This window comes from uncultured Erythrobacter sp. (assembly GCF_947502395.1).
Lineage (GTDB): Bacteria > Pseudomonadota > Alphaproteobacteria > Sphingomonadales > Sphingomonadaceae > Erythrobacter.
Genome location: NZ_CANMZM010000001.1, coordinates 1,273,053 through 1,287,993, shown reverse-complemented (window position 1 = coordinate 1,287,993; position 14,941 = coordinate 1,273,053). Strand labels below are relative to the sequence as shown.

The following is a 14,941-nucleotide window of genomic DNA, read 5'->3' as shown; positions in this document are numbered from 1 at the left end:
TTGCCCGCAATCCGCCTTTAGGAGCGAGCAAACATGGCCGACATCAACTCACCCGTCGAAATCGGGGTCACCACCGGACCCATTCGCGGCAGCCGCAAAGTCTATGTCGGTGCGCGCACAGGCTCTGGCATTCGCGTCGCCATGCGCGAGATCGACCTTGAGGGCGATGAGCCATCGGTGCGCGTCTACGACACCTCCGGTCCCTACACCGATACTGATGCGAATATCGACATCAACGCCGGGCTCCCGGGCCTTCGCTCCGACTGGATCCATGCACGCGGTGATGTCGAGGAATACGACGCCCGCGAGGTAAAGCCAGAGGACAACGGCCAACTCGGCCCCGACCGCTCTGGCGGCGTTCCGCAATTCCCCAATGTGGTAAAGCGGCCTCTCAGAGCCAAAGCCGGCCATAACGTCAGCCAAATGCACTATGCCCGCAAAGGCATCATCACGCCGGAGATGGAATATGTCGCCGAGCGCGAGAACCTTGGTCGCGAACTCGCCGCTGATTTTAAGCGTGATGGCGAAAGCTGGGGCGCGGAAATTCCCGATGTGATCACGCCGGAGTTTGTCCGCGATGAAGTCGCACGCGGCCGCGCGATCATCCCCAACAACATCAACCATCCGGAAAGCGAGCCCATGGCGATCGGGCGCAATTTCCTTGTTAAGATCAACGCCAATATCGGCAATTCTGCCGTCGCCTCCGACGTTGCGACCGAAGTCGACAAAATGGTCTGGGCCACCCGCTGGGGCGCGGATACGATCATGGATCTCAGCACAGGGCGCAACATCCATGACACCCGCGAATGGATCATCCGCAACTCCGCCGTGCCCGTTGGCACCGTGCCAATTTACCAAGCGCTTGAGAAAGTGGGCGGGGTTGCCGAAGACCTCACTTGGGAGATATTCCGCGACACCCTCATCGAACAGGCCGAGCAAGGCGTCGACTACTTCACCATCCACGCAGGCGTGCGCCTCGCCTATGTGCCCATGGCCGCAAAGCGCGTCACCGGCATCGTCTCGCGCGGCGGATCAATCATGGCGAAATGGTGCCTCGCGCACCACAAGGAAAGCTTCCTCTACGAGCATTTCGACGACATCACCGAAATCATGAAAGCCTATGACATCGCCTATTCGCTGGGCGATGGCCTGCGCCCGGGCTCCATCGCGGATGCCAATGACGAGGCGCAATTCTCCGAACTCTACACGCTTGGCGAGCTCACCCACCGCGCGTGGGAGCAGGACGTTCAGGTCATGATCGAGGGGCCGGGCCACGTCCCCATGCACAAGATCAAAGAGAATATGGAAAAGCAGCTGCAGGTCTGCGGCGAGGCGCCTTTCTACACATTGGGCCCGCTCGTCACCGACATTGCGCCCGGATACGACCACATCACCAGCGGCATAGGCGCGGCACAAATCGGTTGGTACGGCACCGCCATGCTTTGCTACGTGACGCCCAAGGAGCACTTAGGGCTACCCGACCGCGACGACGTAAAAGTGGGCGTTGTGACCTACAAACTCGCCGCCCACGCAGCCGACATCGCGAAAGGCCACCCGGCAGCCAAGGTGCGCGACGATGCCCTGTCAAAAGCGCGCTTCGAATTCCGCTGGCGCGACCAGTTCAACCTCAGCCTCGACCCCGAAACGGCGGAGGAATTCCACGACCAAACGCTTCCCGCAGAGGGCGCGAAAACCGCCCACTTCTGCTCCATGTGCGGGCCCAAGTTCTGCTCGATGCAGATCAGCCAAGAAGTCCGCGATTTCGCCGCCAAGCAAAACGAAAGCCCCGAAAGCTTCCTTGCAGCCGAGAAACTGGGCGCAGAGACGGCGGAGGCCAGCAGGCAGGCCGCAATCAAGGGGATGGAGGAGATGTCCGACAAATACCGCGACGGCGGGGACTTGTACGTGAAGATGGTGGAGTGAGGCGGATCACCATAGAGATCACACTAGCTGAGCGTATGACATGACCCAATGTCCAGTTTGCCAATCGCGTGACGGTTTTCCCTGCAAAAAGTGGGGCGGAATGGGTGCGGATGGTTACCGCTATGATTGCGACGTTTGTGGGAGCTTCATTTTCACAAGAAGTGCTGCAGCATCTCAGTATTTGGATTTTACCCTGCCATTTCGTGCGGTGCTTTCACGCCGAATTAGGCTGCAAACAGATAGCTTGGGGTCTCAAGATGATATTCCGGTTGTAACGACATACGACATCGAAAACTTAATCGAAGAAGCTCCCTCACTTCCATCGCCTGCGCAACAAGCGAGCGGAATTATCCGCTTCGTCGGCGACTATGTGATCAAAGCCGCAGAGCCTCTTCGTCAGTTTCCGCCAGAATTTCATCCTTTGGTCGGTGCTGTGGATCGGCGCTCAGCCGAGAAAATTGCGAGCGAATTGATCGAAAGAGGGGTCCTCATCGGTATTGATGCCAGTGATCTTCAACACCAATACCAATCGATTGAACTCGATCTGACCTTAGCAGGTTGGGAAATTTACGAGGCGGAAAAGCGAGGTGTTACAAAGGCTAAAACCGGTTTCATTGCGCTTAAATTTGGTGATGCCACACTTGATGGCCTATTAGATCAACATGTGAAGCCCAAACTTCAGGAGATAGGACATCCTCTGATTGATCTGCGAGATGTCTCTCGCGCTGGCATCATTGACAACATAATGCGCGCCCATATCCAAGACGCTGCTTTCATCATTGCCGATCTCACTCACGATAACCCAGGAGCTTACTGGGAGGCAGGATATGCTGAAGGCCTAGGCAAACCCGTTATTTATATCTGCGAAAAGTCCAAGTTTGATGATCGCCAAACTCACTTCGATACAAACCACTGCACCACTGTTATGTGGACGAAAAACGAACCTGATGAGTTTGTGGAGAAGCTTGCAGCTACGATCCGACGTTCGCTCGATTACCAGTGACCTTCCTTCCCCGTCATCCTGAACTTGTTTCAGGATAACGGCGAGTTTGTGCCAAATGGCTAGTGTTATTCCGAAACGAGTTCGGAATGACGGTTTTGCCTTTAGGATGACGACTATGGGGGACGTTTCCTCTTTTTGTCATCCCGGACTTGATCCGGGATAACCCTCGAACCTTGGCTTATAGTTGGTGGGGTTATCCTGAAACGAGTTCTGGATGACAAATGGGGATGACGAACGGTGACGACGGCTGTGCGATGACGGCTCCTCACCGCAACCCCATCTCCGGCCCCAAATCGCGCCAGTCCGGATTAACACCCTCCACCAAGTTGATCTTCCAATCGCGGTGCCAGTTTTTTAGCTGCTTCTCGCGGGTGATGGCCTCGTCCATTGTCGCGAACATCTCAAGATGCACCAGCCGCTTGCAATTGCGGCGCCGCGCGAAGCCTTCGAAGGTGCCTTCTTGGTGTTGGTGGTATCGCGCGGCCATGTCTGAGGTGACGCCGATGTAGATGTAGCCGCGTTTGCCGCTGGCTAGGATGTAGACGCAGGGGTGTTTGGCCATAGCGCGAGGGTAGCGCCCTACACCCAATTCGTCATCCCGGGCTTGATCCGGGATAACCCTCGAAGTTTGGCGCTTGGCTGATGGGGTTATCCTGAAACGAGTTCAGGATGACGGTGCAGGGCGCAGGGTTCAGGATGACGGTGAATTGGTGTAGCGTCATGGGATGCCCCACCCAACCACTATCCTAACAGCAGCCCTCACCCTAGTGCTCGCCGGCACGCCTGCCCTCGCGCAAAACGCGCCAGCCACCACCCCTGAGTTCCTCCCCAACACCGGCTCCTCAGCGCCGTTCTCGCGGGCGGTGCAGGTGGGCGATACGCTTTATCTCGCAGGACAACTCGGCTTTGCGCGTTCCACCGACGCGGACCAAACAAACGGCATCGAAGCTGAAACGCGGCGGGCTATGGAGCGGATTGGGGAGACTTTGGCGCTTTATGGCCTGACCCACGATGCGCTGTTCAAATGTACGGTGTGGCTGGCGAATATTGACGACTTTGGGGCGTTTAACGCCGTCTATCGCACCTTCTTCAAAGAAGGGCGCTATCCCACACGGTCAACCATGGCGGTAAAGGCGCTTGCCGCTGGCGCTCAAATTGAGATTGTGTGCATCGCGTATAATCCCAAGACTAACTCAAGACTGGGTGCGCGATCTCCAACATCTTTCAGTCAGTAAAGCTGCATACGCCTTTACTCTGATTTACAAAGAACTGTGACCAACTGCACAGTAATCTTCGCAGGTGCACAATACGAATGGCCTTATGCGGGGTGCGTAGACCGCGTGGGCAACAATAGCCCAGTAAATGACCCAATCATGGGCTCCCAGCACGAGCCTGTATTGCAGGTTCAACCGGTGCACCGCTCCCCTTGACGAAGAATTTTGCGCGAGCTGCCCCTCTAAAACTTGCGCTGTACCAGAGGCTTAAGGAGTCACCATGCCTTGGAGAGGACCGCTTGGCGGAGATCCGCTAGAGACATTGCCTGGGCCGAGCAACCCTTGGCTTGCCTGCGATGGTAGCGGCAATGATCGAACCGGAAAGCCCGGTGAGAACGATCCAAAGCTCCCTGATTTCCCAGTGCCTGATGAAGGCTCGGTCGGGATCGATTGGAAGAAGATTGGTGTTGGTGTCGGCATGGTTGTCGCCGGGGTCCTTGTAATCGTCGCCGCTATTGTCGGAGCGCTTGCGGTCGCTGCGACCTTACCAGCGACGGCGACAGGCGCAGCTGCTGCGGTGGTGGTCGCCATCGTGGGCTCAATGTTGGCCGCCGGTGGATCGATCCTGATGGGGGCAGGAGGTGCAACGGTTATCGGCGGCATCGACCCTAAGATCAGCGACTATAAAAAGCATGTGCCCGCGGTGCCGATGCGCAAGCTCGCGCTGCCCGGTGATCTGCCCCCGGCAGTCGCGACATTCATGCAATCGGTGGCAGAGATCGAGCGGCTTTCGACAGCCGAGACCGACATTATCGACCACGCCAGAGCAGCGGCAAAGGCCAATGACAAAAGCTGGACCGAGTTGCATCTGCGTGATCTTTGGCATGTTCAAAACGCCAAGCAGCATTTCGTCGGCACGCTTTCCGGGGCCTTGCGTGAGATCAATGCGGCCTTTGGCCAGGACTTTGATCAGCACCATGTCGATCCACAAGAGCCGGTGCGTGATCTTATCAACCCGCTGATCGAAATGCGTGCGACACTCAATGAGGTGGCGAGCATCAGCAGTGCAGAGGTTAACGGAATTCTGGCGACCGTGCGCGTGCCTTCGCCCATGTCTGAAGCAATTGACACTTCGGTGAGGAAATTCGCGACTCAAGCCAAGGGCCAGCCTTCGGAAATGGTCAATATCGCTGCCGACCAGCTTGAGTGCCTGGACGTGATTGATCACGAAGCCTTTGGGAGAAAACCTTGATCCTGTGCTATCGCTCATAATCCCGAAGAAGGTGTGAGCTCCCCAAAGAAGGTTTGAGCAGCGTGACACAAGAGATCATTAGGAACAGCAGGACTGGCGCTACCTGGCCTCTTGTCCATGAGGCTCTTCTTGAAAAACTGAGCGAATATGACGGCAAGGCGACCACCTTCCTAGGCGAAGCAGAGGCGATGTTTTCGGGACCGGATGACTATCTCGATGCGCTTGTAGAGCTGGTGGGGGAGCCCAACGGAAATCTTGCAAATGGAGCGAGCTGGCTGATCAAATCTGCAATAGAGAAAGGCATGGTGTTGAGCGAGGAGCAGACTGAAGCTCTCATTGCACAACTGCCTGCGATGACCGACTGGGCCGCGCAATTGCACATTTGCCAGTTTATGCGGCGGCTGGACGTTAAGGCGAAGAGGGCCCACGATGTTGCAAGTTGGTTGACGGGCTTTCTGGGCCACAACAGACCTTTACTGCGCGCGTGGTCGCTTGACGCATTTGGCGCGTTGGCTGAAACGCACAGGGAATTCGCCGATGCCTTCAACGCGGCACTTTCTCGCGCACAGCACGACGAGGCAGCCTCCGTGCGCGCCCGAGCAAGGCATATCGCGCCGATCTAGGTTGCTCAAAACTTTGCTCCGGCTCCAATGGTCTTAACCCAAGAATCCTGCGCCGTAAGGAGCAATTGCCAGGATATTGCCAGGATACAAGGACTCAAAATTTGGCCCATCAATCGCCACATTCTTGTTGCAGACAACCGAAAACGAAGGAGAAGCGCACATGCAGTTTCAATTCAATTCCGACAGCTCGGTCATGGGTACGCATAATGTGGCAGAGCGGATTGAGGAGATGGTGCGAGAGAAGCTGTCGCGCTTCAACGAACGGCTCACTCGGATTGAAGTGCATGTGTCAGACGTCAACGGCTCCAAGCATGGTGCGGATGATAAGCACTGCATGATCGAAGCGAGACCACGCGGTGGCCGTCCGATTGGCGTGACTGGCAGAGCTGATAAGGTTGATGACGCGGCGAGGCGTGCAGCCAACACTTTGGCACAGCGCTTGGAGCGGTTGTTCGGCAAAGAAGCGCGGCACAAGCACGACGCCCGTCCCGATAAGGCCCTGTAGCCGGCGATGACCGGCGACTAACCGCTCTCCAGCCCCAGCTCGCCAAGAATGCCGGGAATGACTTTCTTGACCCGGAAGAAACCGGCTTTTGCATGCGGCCATGTCGCTCGGTCGAGTTGAGCCACGAGTTGGGTAAGTTCGCCATGCTGTTGCAGGATGGATAGCTCTGCCCACAATGCGTTGCGGGTCCAACCCGTGGGGAGATAGGGTGTCGCAAGGCACTCAATGCCGGCATTTTCTAGAAGACTGGCGAGGGTTTCTTTGGGCCCCCACTGAACCACCTCGCAACCGAAAGCTTCGCCAGCTGCCTTGCCACCGTTGAGCACCGCTTGGCTGGCAAAGTCTCGAGCTTGAGTACCAATATCCCGAGGTGAACGTGCTTTGGGGCGGGCGGCAGCGATGATCAGCGAAGGTTTGTGAGGCAGTTCCAGCGGCCCATGGCTCGCTCCTTCGTCGTGGAGCAGTAGCGCGTACGGCGCATCTACCGAACACTGAGAGGGCAAGTCGGGCATTGAGCGGGCGTGTTCGATTGGCTCTTCTAGCGGCTCGGCGTGCTCGGCTAGGCCCTCGGCTGCAAGAGGACCATCCGGGTGCCGATCAGTGAAGCGGGCGATGTTGTCGGCGCGGGCGAGATAGGTTTTACCCTTGGTGTGCAAGCCTGCGACCCAACGCCATGAGAGCGTGTTCGAGGCCGCATCACCATCGATCAGATGGCGCAAGAAGAAGTCTGCACCAAGCTGCCAGTCGAGCTTGAGTGTGAAGATCCAGATGCTCGCAAACCACATGCGGGCATGATTGTGGAGGTAGCCAGTTTGAGTGAGTTCGCGGGACCAATGATCAAAGGCGGAAATCCCGGTGCGTCCTTCGGTCGCTTTGGTGTAGGGCTCTGCCAGAGCGGCATCGGCATCCAGCACCGCGAATGCAGCGTCCCGGCCTTTACAGTAGCTTGTCCAGATCGAGGGACGTTGCTCGAGATAGCCTTTGAAATAGATCCGCCAGAAGACTTCCGAGATGAAGCTTTCTGCATCAGTTGGTCCATGGTGCTCAAGAATGGCCTTGATCACTTCGGTTTCGCCGAGAAGACCTGCGTGCAACCAGGGAGAAAGCTGTGAGACATTTTGGCGCATTTTCTCGGCAGCCGCCCCATCGTCGAAATTGCGCGTGCGAGTGTAGGCGTTGCCTGCATGAGGCACAAAATCGCTCAGGCGTTCAAGACCTGCGGTGCGGGTAGGGGCAAATGTCATGTGGCGGACTTTCGACGTGGTAAGGCATCCATCAGCGGGACTGTTGCGTATGTTAAACTGAAGTCATGAGAACCATTGCGACTTCGCGAAGTTCCCCTGCGACTCCCAATTGGTCGCTAATTGAAGGATTGTTGCCCCCGATGATTACGCTGAAGAAAACCCTCACCACCTCCTTCGTCACGGTGGGCGCGCTGGCGCTTGCTGCATGTGGAGCCGAACCAGCTAGTGACGAAACTGTTGCCGCTGACGAGAGTACAGCGGTGGAAGAAACAACGACCGGGAGTACCATCGTCGACGTAGCAGCAGGCGATGAGAGTTTCTCTACCCTCGTTGCAGCAGTGACCGCTGCCGACCTTGGTGAGACCCTTTCGGCTGAAGGCCCGTTTACCGTCTTTGCCCCTGTCAATGACGCCTTTGCCAAACTTCCCGAAGGCACGGTTGAAACGCTGACTACCGAAGACACCGAAACACTCACCAGCATCCTTACCTATCATGTAGTCCCAGGCACGATCGATGCCGCGACTTTGATCGCTGCAATCGAAGCAGCGGGCGAGGAAGGCTATACGATAACCACCGCTGGCGGTGGCACCTTCACTGCCGCAGTGGTCGATGACAGTGTCGTGCTCACCGATGCGACAGGTGCAACCTCGACGGTCACCGCAACCAACGTGGAAGCATCGAACGGTCTTATCCATGTGATCGACACCGTGCTGATGCCGGGTTGACCTGGCGACTGATCTAAGTCTGTCTGCGGGTGGTTTCCTACTGCCCGTAGACAATGCTACAGGCCCAGGGATGCTATCGCTAAAGCGCCATCGAAAAATGTGCCTCATTGGCGTTTCGCCGTTCTTTTTAGCGGCATGCAATAGCACTCAAGGCGAAATCAGCCGGGATAGCGAGCCGTTCAACGAGATAACCCAAGACGCGATCATCTCCGTTGGTGGAACTGAGCCCTTTTGGGCGCTTACTGTCACACCCGTCGATGAAGGCTATCAGGCGCGCTATTCCGCACCAGAATTGCCGGACGGGGTCGAGTTTTCGGTTTCACGCTTTGCGGGCAACAACGGCCTCGGTTTTTCGGGAACATTGGACGAGGAAGCCGTCAGTGTGGCGATTACTCCCGGTGATTGCAGTGATGGAATGAGCGACCGCACCTATCCCTACACAGCGACCGTCCTGCTTGGGGACTTGACGCTTTATGGTTGTGCGCACACCGATCTAGACCCTTTTGAGGAAGGGGAGACCATTCCCTAATGGTGCTGGTGGCGCTGGCCGGTTCGCTGACAGAATGATGAAATGCCAGCGAACCAAACCGTAGTAGACCGCTCGTACAGCCGAGAGATCTAGAAGAGGCCAGGGATCTGATATTGCGCAGCATTTGGCTGCGCCGGCGTCAGTATCTGGCGCCGGTTCAGGCTTTGCGCAGTCTGTCCGGGGCCTCCGCTAATCGGCGTGCAGCTGCGCCCCGCAAGGAAATCGAGAGCGGTTGCAATCGATGCCTCGCTTGGATCGCCGAGCGGGCTCGTGAAATCATCGACAGCTCGACAAGTGTTAGGCATGACGCTGGCGAGGCCCGTAAAGTAGTCGCCCTCGTCATCGGCATTCAACGTCTGGAAGGTTACGGCGCGCACTCGTAGATCGCATTCGTCCAGATCGAACGCAAACTGACCAACTGGCTTGCCTGAGGTGTCATCACCGACAAGAGCAATCCGATTGGGTGAGACATAGGAGAGCATCGAATTTGTAACGAGCTCGCTCGCTGACGCTGTGCTTCTAGTGCCGATAAGAACAAGCCCCTCGGGCTGAAGCGCGTTCATCTCGCTCTCAAAAAGGCGGGTTGTGTTGTTGTCCGAGCGCTCTTCACGCAGCACAGTCTGGCTAAAAATATTGCCGATCTGGTCGCGGCCCATCAAATCGCCCAGAGTCTCGGCCACGCTTACAAGACCGCCACCGTTGTAGCGAAAATCGAGTATCAACTCATCTACGTTGTTCGAAGCAAACAACTGGAACGCGCTTCGCAATTGGTCGGCCGCATCGCTTACAATGAAGGTGCGCAAGTTGAGATAGCCTACATTCCTACCGCCATCTTCGATGATGAGCGCTCCGTATCGGTCCGAAACGGGGTCGAGTGAGAAGTCCGACTTCGAAACGCTTGTCTCGATCACCGTACCATCATCCTGCACAAATCGGAGTACGCGTGTCACGCCCGCATCAGATGGACCAAGAGCGTTTACCACCGCTTGCGGTCCACCGTCGGCCAATAGATCACTGACTGCTTGTAGATTCGAAGCGTCTGTCCCGATCGACAGGATTTCTGTCCCGCGATCGATGCCCGCCTGAAAACCAGGTGCGTTCTCGAAGGCTTCCAGTATGAATAAGCGATTGTTGTCTTGGTCAAAGCTTAGTCGAACACCAAAGCCAGCGCTCGACCCCGAATTGATGAGCGCATTCTCGTCCGCGATCGAAGTCGCGAATGTAAAGCCCACATCCCTTGACTGGGCGCGTGCTGGAGCAACGCGCGCATCGAGGAAGGATTGTACTGTATCGAAGTTTGCAGCGTTGACGGTGTTGTCGAGCAGATCGGGAAACAGATACCAATCGTTCAATACATCATCGGCAAAATCGATCTGATTAGCTGTCGAACACGCAGAATTTGTGGGAGGAGGCGTAGGTGCCGGAGTTGCCCCCGGCGGCGGACCAGCGATAGGCGCACTGGATCCCCCGCCACCACCACAAGCGGCAAGCGCCAACGCAAGTGTTGCAGAAAGGGCCGAACGCCCGGCTGTCTTATAGTCGATTTTCATGAGACGGGTGCGACTCCGCAAATTTGTGATTTTGTAAATTACCCTAGCCGAGTTCACTCATGCATAGATATGTGCGTTGGGCAAGTTTTCACTTGTAACGCCGCAATCTTGGCAAATGATCGGTTCTAGACGTTCCTGCATTCAAAAATTGTGGAGTTTTCCTCAGAAACCGGGGCAAATCGTGGAGAGCTCTCTCGTGTTGCCCCCGTGTTCCGACTAGCAAAGGCGGAATGGAAAGACAGAATCATGCCTGACCTGCCAGATTGGCTGAGCGCTGCATTGCCTGAAGCGGCACGACATCACGGACTAGCGGTTGCTAGCCTCGGGGATGCAAAGACGCTTGGCAAAGGTGGTTTCAAGCTATGGAGCCCTGCCTTCAAAGTTGGAGAAGAGCTCGACCCTTGCTTTACTGCGGTTGAAGAGGACGCGGTTGCTCCTCCACTTGAGTGGAGTGCTCCCCCACCCGGTTCACAGGAATTGGTTATCTTTGTCGAAGAAGCGTCGAGCGGCGGCGATGAACCAGCGGCTCAATGGGTTGTGTGGGGACTTCCGGGCCAGAAGGGCAAGCTGCTCGAAGGGGAAGTGCCTCCCCGTTCTGGCAAGAACGCACTGGGCAATTCCGAATGGCTTTTGCCTGATCCACCGATTGGTGAGACGCGCCATTACGTTTTTCAGATTTTCTCCACTGATTTGCCACTGACGATTATGCCAGGGGCCAACCGGGAGGAAGTCAAGAAAGCAATTGAAGGATTCGTGACCGGCTGTGCGGTCCTCTACGCCCCCTTTACCGGGGTTGAGGCCGCGGATGCCGATTTTGAAGATGACTTTGATTTTGATTGAACTGCCATAATTACAAGGGAGACTATCCATGGCTGGCAAGACAAACGCACTGCAAAAGCCCGTGACGCTTTCAGGTGATCTTGAGGCGGTGATCGGCAAAGGCCCGATGACCCGTGCTCAGGTGACTTCGAAAGTTTGGGAATATATCAAGGCAAACAGCCTGCAGGACAGCAAAGACAAACGTCAGATCAATCCTGACGGTAAACTTGGCGCGGTGATCGGCAAAGATCAGATCTCCATGTTCAAGATGACAGCTGCGGTGTCTAAGCACCTTAGCTAAGGCCAATCTATCATTGGATTGAGGCGGCGCGCTGTGTGATTGGCACAGCGCGCCGCTTTTTCGTGTGCGATTGATAGTATCTGGGCAGATTGCATGCCGTTATCGATGTGATCTCAAGCGCTTCGCCTGAACCGGGGCGTGGGCAGCTCTCCAACCCAAAGGGCGAGCCAGATTAGAACTGGTTGCGCGAACATGCGCGGCACATGGTAAATAAGGCCGAGTCCACCATCTTCTCGTTCCATATCAAGGATGAAGTGGTTGATGTTGGCAGGCCAAACACACAGAGCATAGAGCGCAAGGCCAATCCCGCCCGCCTGCCTCAGACACAAATGAAACGGCTGCAAAAGCGCGATTGCGCCGAAGATTTCGGCGATCCCCGTCCAGAGGACAACGTGCTCGGGGAAGGGCACCATGCTTGGCATGATCGACAGAAAGGGTTCAGGCCGCACAATGTGCATGTAGCCTGCAAAAGCATAGAATGCGCTGAGCACGAGGCGGAGAATTTTCTTGATCATTTCGTTTGCTTCACAGGAGCGCTAAGTTCTGGTTCGGCGTCACTGCGCGATTGTTTGAGAAACACACACGCGCTATTCAGGGCTTGCAAATCTGCACCTTTCCAAGCCGATCTATCGGGAGACCTTCGCGCGATGCAACAGTTTGCTTTTTCCCTTGCGGCAATCGCTGCAATTGCTGGTACGCCTGTTTGTGCTCAAGAGGCCGAGCCTATAGGTTCGAACGGCTTGGAGGAAGTTGCAGTTGCAGAACCAGTTTCTCCGCCTGATCCGGCATTGGAGGAAGCGCTGGTTGCACTTGAGATCGCCCCAGTTTTTGACGGCCACAATGACGTGCCTTATCAATTGCGCATCCGATATGAGAACCAGATAGACGGGTTTGACTTCACTGACACGACCGGCACGGGCGAAAACCATCCCCAGGGACGCGTAATGCAAACCGATCTCGTTCGGCTCCAAGAAGGGCGCGTGGGTGCACAGTTCTGGTCGGTCTTTGTGTCAGTTAATCAAACCGAACCCGAAGCTGTGCAACAAACTATCGAGCAGATTGACGTGCTGAAGCGGTTGATCGAAGTCTATCCGGACCAGATGGCGTACGCAGACAATGTCGACGCAATCCAAAACGCGATGGCGAGTGGAAAGGTCGCCTCAATCATCGGCATTGAGGGCGGCCACTCTATCGGCTCAAGCCTTGCGGTGCTTCGCCAGATGTATGTACTTGGCGCGCGCTATATGACGCTTACCCATTTTCAGAATACCCCTTGGGCTGACAGCGCGACAGATGATCCGGAACATGGCGGCCTTACTGAATTCGGCAAGGACGTCGTGCGAGAAATGAACCGGCTGGGAATGCTGGTCGACCTAAGCCATGTGAGCGAAAGCACGATGATGGATGCGCTCGATGTGACGCGTGTTCCGGTGATCTTCAGCCACTCGGGCGCACGTGCAATCAATGGTCATTCACGCAATGTGCCTGATAGCGCCCTCCTTCGTCTGCCTGAGAATGGTGGAATAGTGATGGTGGATGCGGTGCCCGGTTATCTTAGCGAAGAACGTCGACTTTGGTTCGCTGAACGTGTGGCCGTCGAGGCGGGCCAGAATTCGCTCTACCCGGGACAACCCGATGTTGTTGAAGCGGCACTCGAAGAGTGGGATGCAGCGAATCCTGAACCAGAAACCACTATCAGCCATATGGCTGATCATATCGATCACATCCGAGAGCTCATTGGGGTCGAATACATCGGAATTGGAGGTGATTTCGATGGGATCCCCAACGGCCCCATCGGCTTTGAAGATGTGAGCGGCTACCCACAGCTATTCGCAGAGCTCGTCCGGCGCGGCTACAGTCAGGTCGAGCTTGAATTGATCGCTAGCCGCAATGCGCTGCGTGTATTGCGAGAGGCCGAGCGCTACGCGGCTCGCATCAAAGGCCAGCGTCCGATCGAGACCCTGATCCCTGAAGAAAGTGAGCTTTTGTCTCAGCCGTAAAGGGCAGGGATAATCCAGACGAGGCTCATTGCGATCACCGCAAACAGCAGGCTGAAGGCCAGAACATAACGGAGCACTCCCGGCGTGCTTGCGCCGCGAGCGTCGTCATCTTCGATATGAATTGCGTTGTCTTGATCGGGCATAGAACTCTCTCTTTCGTTTCCCTTACGGAAATCAATGAATGGAGGGTCTAATGGTTCCTACCTAGTCGCGCAGTAACTCATTAATACCCGTTTTTGACCGAGTTTGAGCGTCCACAGTCTTCACAATCACTGCGCAAGAAAGCGATGGTCCACCATTAGGATCGGGCAGCGTGCCAGGAACAACGACCGAGTATGGTGGAATATGGCCTTTGATGATCTTACCCGTATCGCGGTAAACGATCTTGGTCGATTGGGTGATGAAAACACCCATTGCAACCACACAGCCTTCGCCAACGATCACGCCTTCGACGATCTCTGAGCGCGCTCCGATAAAGCAGTTGTCTCCGATGATCGTGGGGTTGGCCTGCATCGGTTCAAGAACGCCGCCAATCCCTGTGCCAGCGGAAATGTGGCAATTTTTGCCTACTTGCGCGCAGGAGCCAACGGAGCCCCAAGTGTCGATCATAGTACCTTCGCCGACATAGGCGCCGATGTTTACGAAGCTAGGCATCAGCACACAGCCGGGTGCGATGTAGGAGGCATGGCGGGCAATCGCTCCTGGCACCACGCGAATGCCTGATTCGGCGAATCGCGCTTCGTCCCAGCCTTCAAACTTGCTCGGCACCTTGTCATAGGCGGGTGCGCCAGCAGAGCCGCTGTCCATGATACGGTTGTCATTGAGACGGAAGGACAGAAGCACGGCCTTCTTAAGCCATTGATTGACCTGCCATCTCCCTTCGGCCCTGGGTTCGGCAACTCGAGCCCTTCCACTGTCAAGCAGAGAGAGCGCTTCTTCCACTGCGCCGCGAACGTCGCTCTGGGGGGTTACCGTGTCGCGCTCTTCCCAAGCTTGTTCGATGTTTTTGATCAGGGTCTCGGTCATAAGTTCTCCGCAAGTAGAGGGCCTTGACTTCGTTCAGGGATAAGCAAGGCGAGAAAGTCAGAATCGCCGCTGCTGCTAGCTGCTCATGCGTATAGCGGCAAGGCCGACCGATCGTCTCAGCTTGGTCCCAAATGGATGTAGTGTTCGACGTCAGGACCTTGATCAGCGTCGAAACATCAGCTTATGGTGAGTCAAGCCTAGGGGGTTACGGGCAAAGGAACCAATTA

Annotated in this window: 17 protein-coding genes; 11 read left to right on the top strand and 6 right to left on the bottom strand. The window is 56.0% G+C overall.

Translation table 11 applies throughout. From position 1 onward, the window contains the following. Nucleotides 1-33: 33 nt before the first annotated feature. Nucleotides 34-1,923 carry a phosphomethylpyrimidine synthase ThiC gene (thiC, locus tag Q0778_RS05965; protein WP_298334740.1) on the top strand — a complete coding sequence of 630 codons (1,890 nt, stop codon included), beginning with the start codon at nt 34-36 and terminating at the stop codon, nt 1,921-1,923. A gap of 100 nt (nt 1,924-2,023) precedes the next feature. After that, on the top strand, nt 2,024-2,926 hold the full coding sequence (locus Q0778_RS05960; protein ID WP_298334738.1) for a hypothetical protein: 903 nt from the start codon (nt 2,024-2,026) through the stop codon (nt 2,924-2,926). Nucleotides 2,927-3,191: 265 nt separating this feature from the next. Here the strand turns inward: Q0778_RS05960 and Q0778_RS05955 are convergent, their stop codons facing one another. Continuing rightward, complete coding sequence (locus Q0778_RS05955) at nt 3,192-3,488, bottom strand: GIY-YIG nuclease family protein (protein WP_298334736.1); 297 nt, start codon at nt 3,486-3,488, stop codon at nt 3,192-3,194. A 163-nt stretch (nt 3,489-3,651) separates the two neighbouring features. On the opposite strand from Q0778_RS05955, the gene Q0778_RS05950 reads away from it, so the two are divergent. The 4 genes from Q0778_RS05950 (at nt 3,652) to Q0778_RS05935 (ending at nt 6,520) form a co-directional block, all read left to right on the top strand. Next, nucleotides 3,652-4,161: a RidA family protein gene (locus tag Q0778_RS05950; protein ID WP_298334734.1), complete on the top strand. Its 510-nt coding sequence runs from the start codon at nt 3,652-3,654 to the stop codon at nt 4,159-4,161. 259 nt (nt 4,162-4,420) lie between these two features. After that, nucleotides 4,421-5,392 carry a hypothetical protein gene (locus tag Q0778_RS05945; RefSeq protein ID WP_298334732.1) on the top strand — a complete coding sequence of 324 codons (972 nt, stop codon included), beginning with the start codon at nt 4,421-4,423 and terminating at the stop codon, nt 5,390-5,392. Between the two features lie 62 nt (nt 5,393-5,454). Next, complete coding sequence (locus tag Q0778_RS05940; protein WP_298334730.1) at nt 5,455-6,015, top strand: hypothetical protein; 561 nt, start codon at nt 5,455-5,457, stop codon at nt 6,013-6,015. A gap of 160 nt (nt 6,016-6,175) precedes the next feature. Further along, nucleotides 6,176-6,520, top strand: coding sequence for an HPF/RaiA family ribosome-associated protein (locus Q0778_RS05935; protein WP_298334728.1), 345 nt, complete (start codon nt 6,176-6,178; stop codon nt 6,518-6,520). A gap of 17 nt (nt 6,521-6,537) precedes the next feature. On the opposite strand, the gene Q0778_RS05930 is transcribed toward Q0778_RS05935, so the two are convergent. Further along, entirely contained in the window at nt 6,538-7,764 is a 1,227-nt protein-coding gene (locus tag Q0778_RS05930) for an FAD-binding domain-containing protein (RefSeq protein ID WP_298334726.1), read from the bottom strand. A gap of 140 nt (nt 7,765-7,904) precedes the next feature. Between Q0778_RS05930 and Q0778_RS05925 the strand changes: the two genes are divergently transcribed. Both Q0778_RS05925 and Q0778_RS05920 read left to right on the top strand, forming a co-directional pair. Then, nucleotides 7,905-8,489: a fasciclin domain-containing protein gene (locus tag Q0778_RS05925; RefSeq protein ID WP_298334724.1), complete on the top strand. Its 585-nt coding sequence runs from the start codon at nt 7,905-7,907 to the stop codon at nt 8,487-8,489. 97 nt (nt 8,490-8,586) lie between these two features. Beyond that, nucleotides 8,587-9,018, top strand: coding sequence for a hypothetical protein (locus Q0778_RS05920; protein WP_298334722.1), 432 nt, complete (start codon nt 8,587-8,589; stop codon nt 9,016-9,018). An 89-nt stretch (nt 9,019-9,107) separates the two neighbouring features. Here Q0778_RS05920 and Q0778_RS05915 read toward each other — a convergent pair whose 3' ends face one another. Further along, nucleotides 9,108-10,568, bottom strand: a complete 1,461-nt coding sequence (locus Q0778_RS05915; RefSeq protein WP_298334720.1) for a S41 family peptidase — start codon at nt 10,566-10,568, stop codon at nt 9,108-9,110. A gap of 246 nt (nt 10,569-10,814) precedes the next feature. Between Q0778_RS05915 and Q0778_RS05910 the strand changes: the two genes are divergently transcribed. After that, nucleotides 10,815-11,408 (top strand): YbhB/YbcL family Raf kinase inhibitor-like protein, encoded by a 594-nt coding sequence (locus Q0778_RS05910; RefSeq protein WP_298334718.1) that lies wholly within the window; start codon nt 10,815-10,817, stop codon nt 11,406-11,408. 28 nt (nt 11,409-11,436) lie between these two features. Further along, the gene (locus tag Q0778_RS05905) at nt 11,437-11,688 is read left to right on the top strand and encodes an SWIB/MDM2 domain-containing protein (protein WP_298308976.1); all 252 of its coding nucleotides are present in this window, start codon (nt 11,437-11,439) and stop codon (nt 11,686-11,688) included. A gap of 113 nt (nt 11,689-11,801) precedes the next feature. Here the strand turns inward: Q0778_RS05905 and Q0778_RS05900 are convergent, their stop codons facing one another. Then, nucleotides 11,802-12,203, bottom strand: coding sequence for a DoxX family protein (locus Q0778_RS05900; protein WP_298334716.1), 402 nt, complete (start codon nt 12,201-12,203; stop codon nt 11,802-11,804). 132 nt (nt 12,204-12,335) lie between these two features. Here Q0778_RS05900 and Q0778_RS05895 point away from each other — a divergent pair, with 132 nt between their 5' ends. Continuing rightward, entirely contained in the window at nt 12,336-13,688 is a 1,353-nt protein-coding gene (locus Q0778_RS05895) for a dipeptidase (protein WP_298334714.1), read from the top strand. Here the strand turns inward: Q0778_RS05895 and Q0778_RS05890 are convergent. Then, on the bottom strand, nt 13,679-13,831 hold the full coding sequence (locus tag Q0778_RS05890; RefSeq protein WP_298334712.1) for a hypothetical protein: 153 nt from the start codon (nt 13,829-13,831) through the stop codon (nt 13,679-13,681). The two genes, Q0778_RS05895 and Q0778_RS05890, sit on opposite strands and share 10 nt — an antisense overlap. Nucleotides 13,832-13,892: 61 nt before the next feature. Further along, complete coding sequence (gene dapD, locus Q0778_RS05885) at nt 13,893-14,714, bottom strand: 2,3,4,5-tetrahydropyridine-2,6-dicarboxylate N-succinyltransferase (RefSeq protein WP_298334711.1); 822 nt, start codon at nt 14,712-14,714, stop codon at nt 13,893-13,895. Nucleotides 14,715-14,941 lie beyond the last annotated feature (227 nt).

What these genes read in the sequence shown, in the direction of transcription:
- thiC (WP_298334740.1), top strand. Translation starts at nt 34, where the DNA reads ATGGCCGACATCAACTCACCCGTCGAAATCGGGGTCACCACCGGACCC.
- Q0778_RS05960 (WP_298334738.1), top strand. Translation starts at nt 2,024, where the DNA reads ATGGGTGCGGATGGTTACCGCTATGATTGCGACGTTTGTGGGAGCTTC.
- Q0778_RS05955 (WP_298334736.1), bottom strand. Translation starts at nt 3,488, where the DNA reads ATGGCCAAACACCCCTGCGTCTACATCCTAGCCAGCGGCAAACGCGGC.
- Q0778_RS05950 (WP_298334734.1), top strand. Translation starts at nt 3,652, where the DNA reads ATGCCCCACCCAACCACTATCCTAACAGCAGCCCTCACCCTAGTGCTC.
- Q0778_RS05945 (WP_298334732.1), top strand. Translation starts at nt 4,421, where the DNA reads ATGCCTTGGAGAGGACCGCTTGGCGGAGATCCGCTAGAGACATTGCCT.
- Q0778_RS05935 (WP_298334728.1), top strand. Translation starts at nt 6,176, where the DNA reads ATGCAGTTTCAATTCAATTCCGACAGCTCGGTCATGGGTACGCATAAT.
- Q0778_RS05930 (WP_298334726.1), bottom strand. Translation starts at nt 7,764, where the DNA reads ATGACATTTGCCCCTACCCGCACCGCAGGTCTTGAACGCCTGAGCGAT.
- Q0778_RS05925 (WP_298334724.1), top strand. Translation starts at nt 7,905, where the DNA reads ATGATTACGCTGAAGAAAACCCTCACCACCTCCTTCGTCACGGTGGGC.
- Q0778_RS05920 (WP_298334722.1), top strand. Translation starts at nt 8,587, where the DNA reads ATGTGCCTCATTGGCGTTTCGCCGTTCTTTTTAGCGGCATGCAATAGC.
- Q0778_RS05915 (WP_298334720.1), bottom strand. Translation starts at nt 10,568, where the DNA reads ATGAAAATCGACTATAAGACAGCCGGGCGTTCGGCCCTTTCTGCAACA.
- Q0778_RS05910 (WP_298334718.1), top strand. Translation starts at nt 10,815, where the DNA reads ATGCCTGACCTGCCAGATTGGCTGAGCGCTGCATTGCCTGAAGCGGCA.
- Q0778_RS05905 (WP_298308976.1), top strand. Translation starts at nt 11,437, where the DNA reads ATGGCTGGCAAGACAAACGCACTGCAAAAGCCCGTGACGCTTTCAGGT.
- Q0778_RS05900 (WP_298334716.1), bottom strand. Translation starts at nt 12,203, where the DNA reads ATGATCAAGAAAATTCTCCGCCTCGTGCTCAGCGCATTCTATGCTTTT.
- Q0778_RS05895 (WP_298334714.1), top strand. Translation starts at nt 12,336, where the DNA reads ATGCAACAGTTTGCTTTTTCCCTTGCGGCAATCGCTGCAATTGCTGGT.
- Q0778_RS05890 (WP_298334712.1), bottom strand. Translation starts at nt 13,831, where the DNA reads ATGCCCGATCAAGACAACGCAATTCATATCGAAGATGACGACGCTCGC.
- dapD (WP_298334711.1), bottom strand. Translation starts at nt 14,714, where the DNA reads ATGACCGAGACCCTGATCAAAAACATCGAACAAGCTTGGGAAGAGCGC.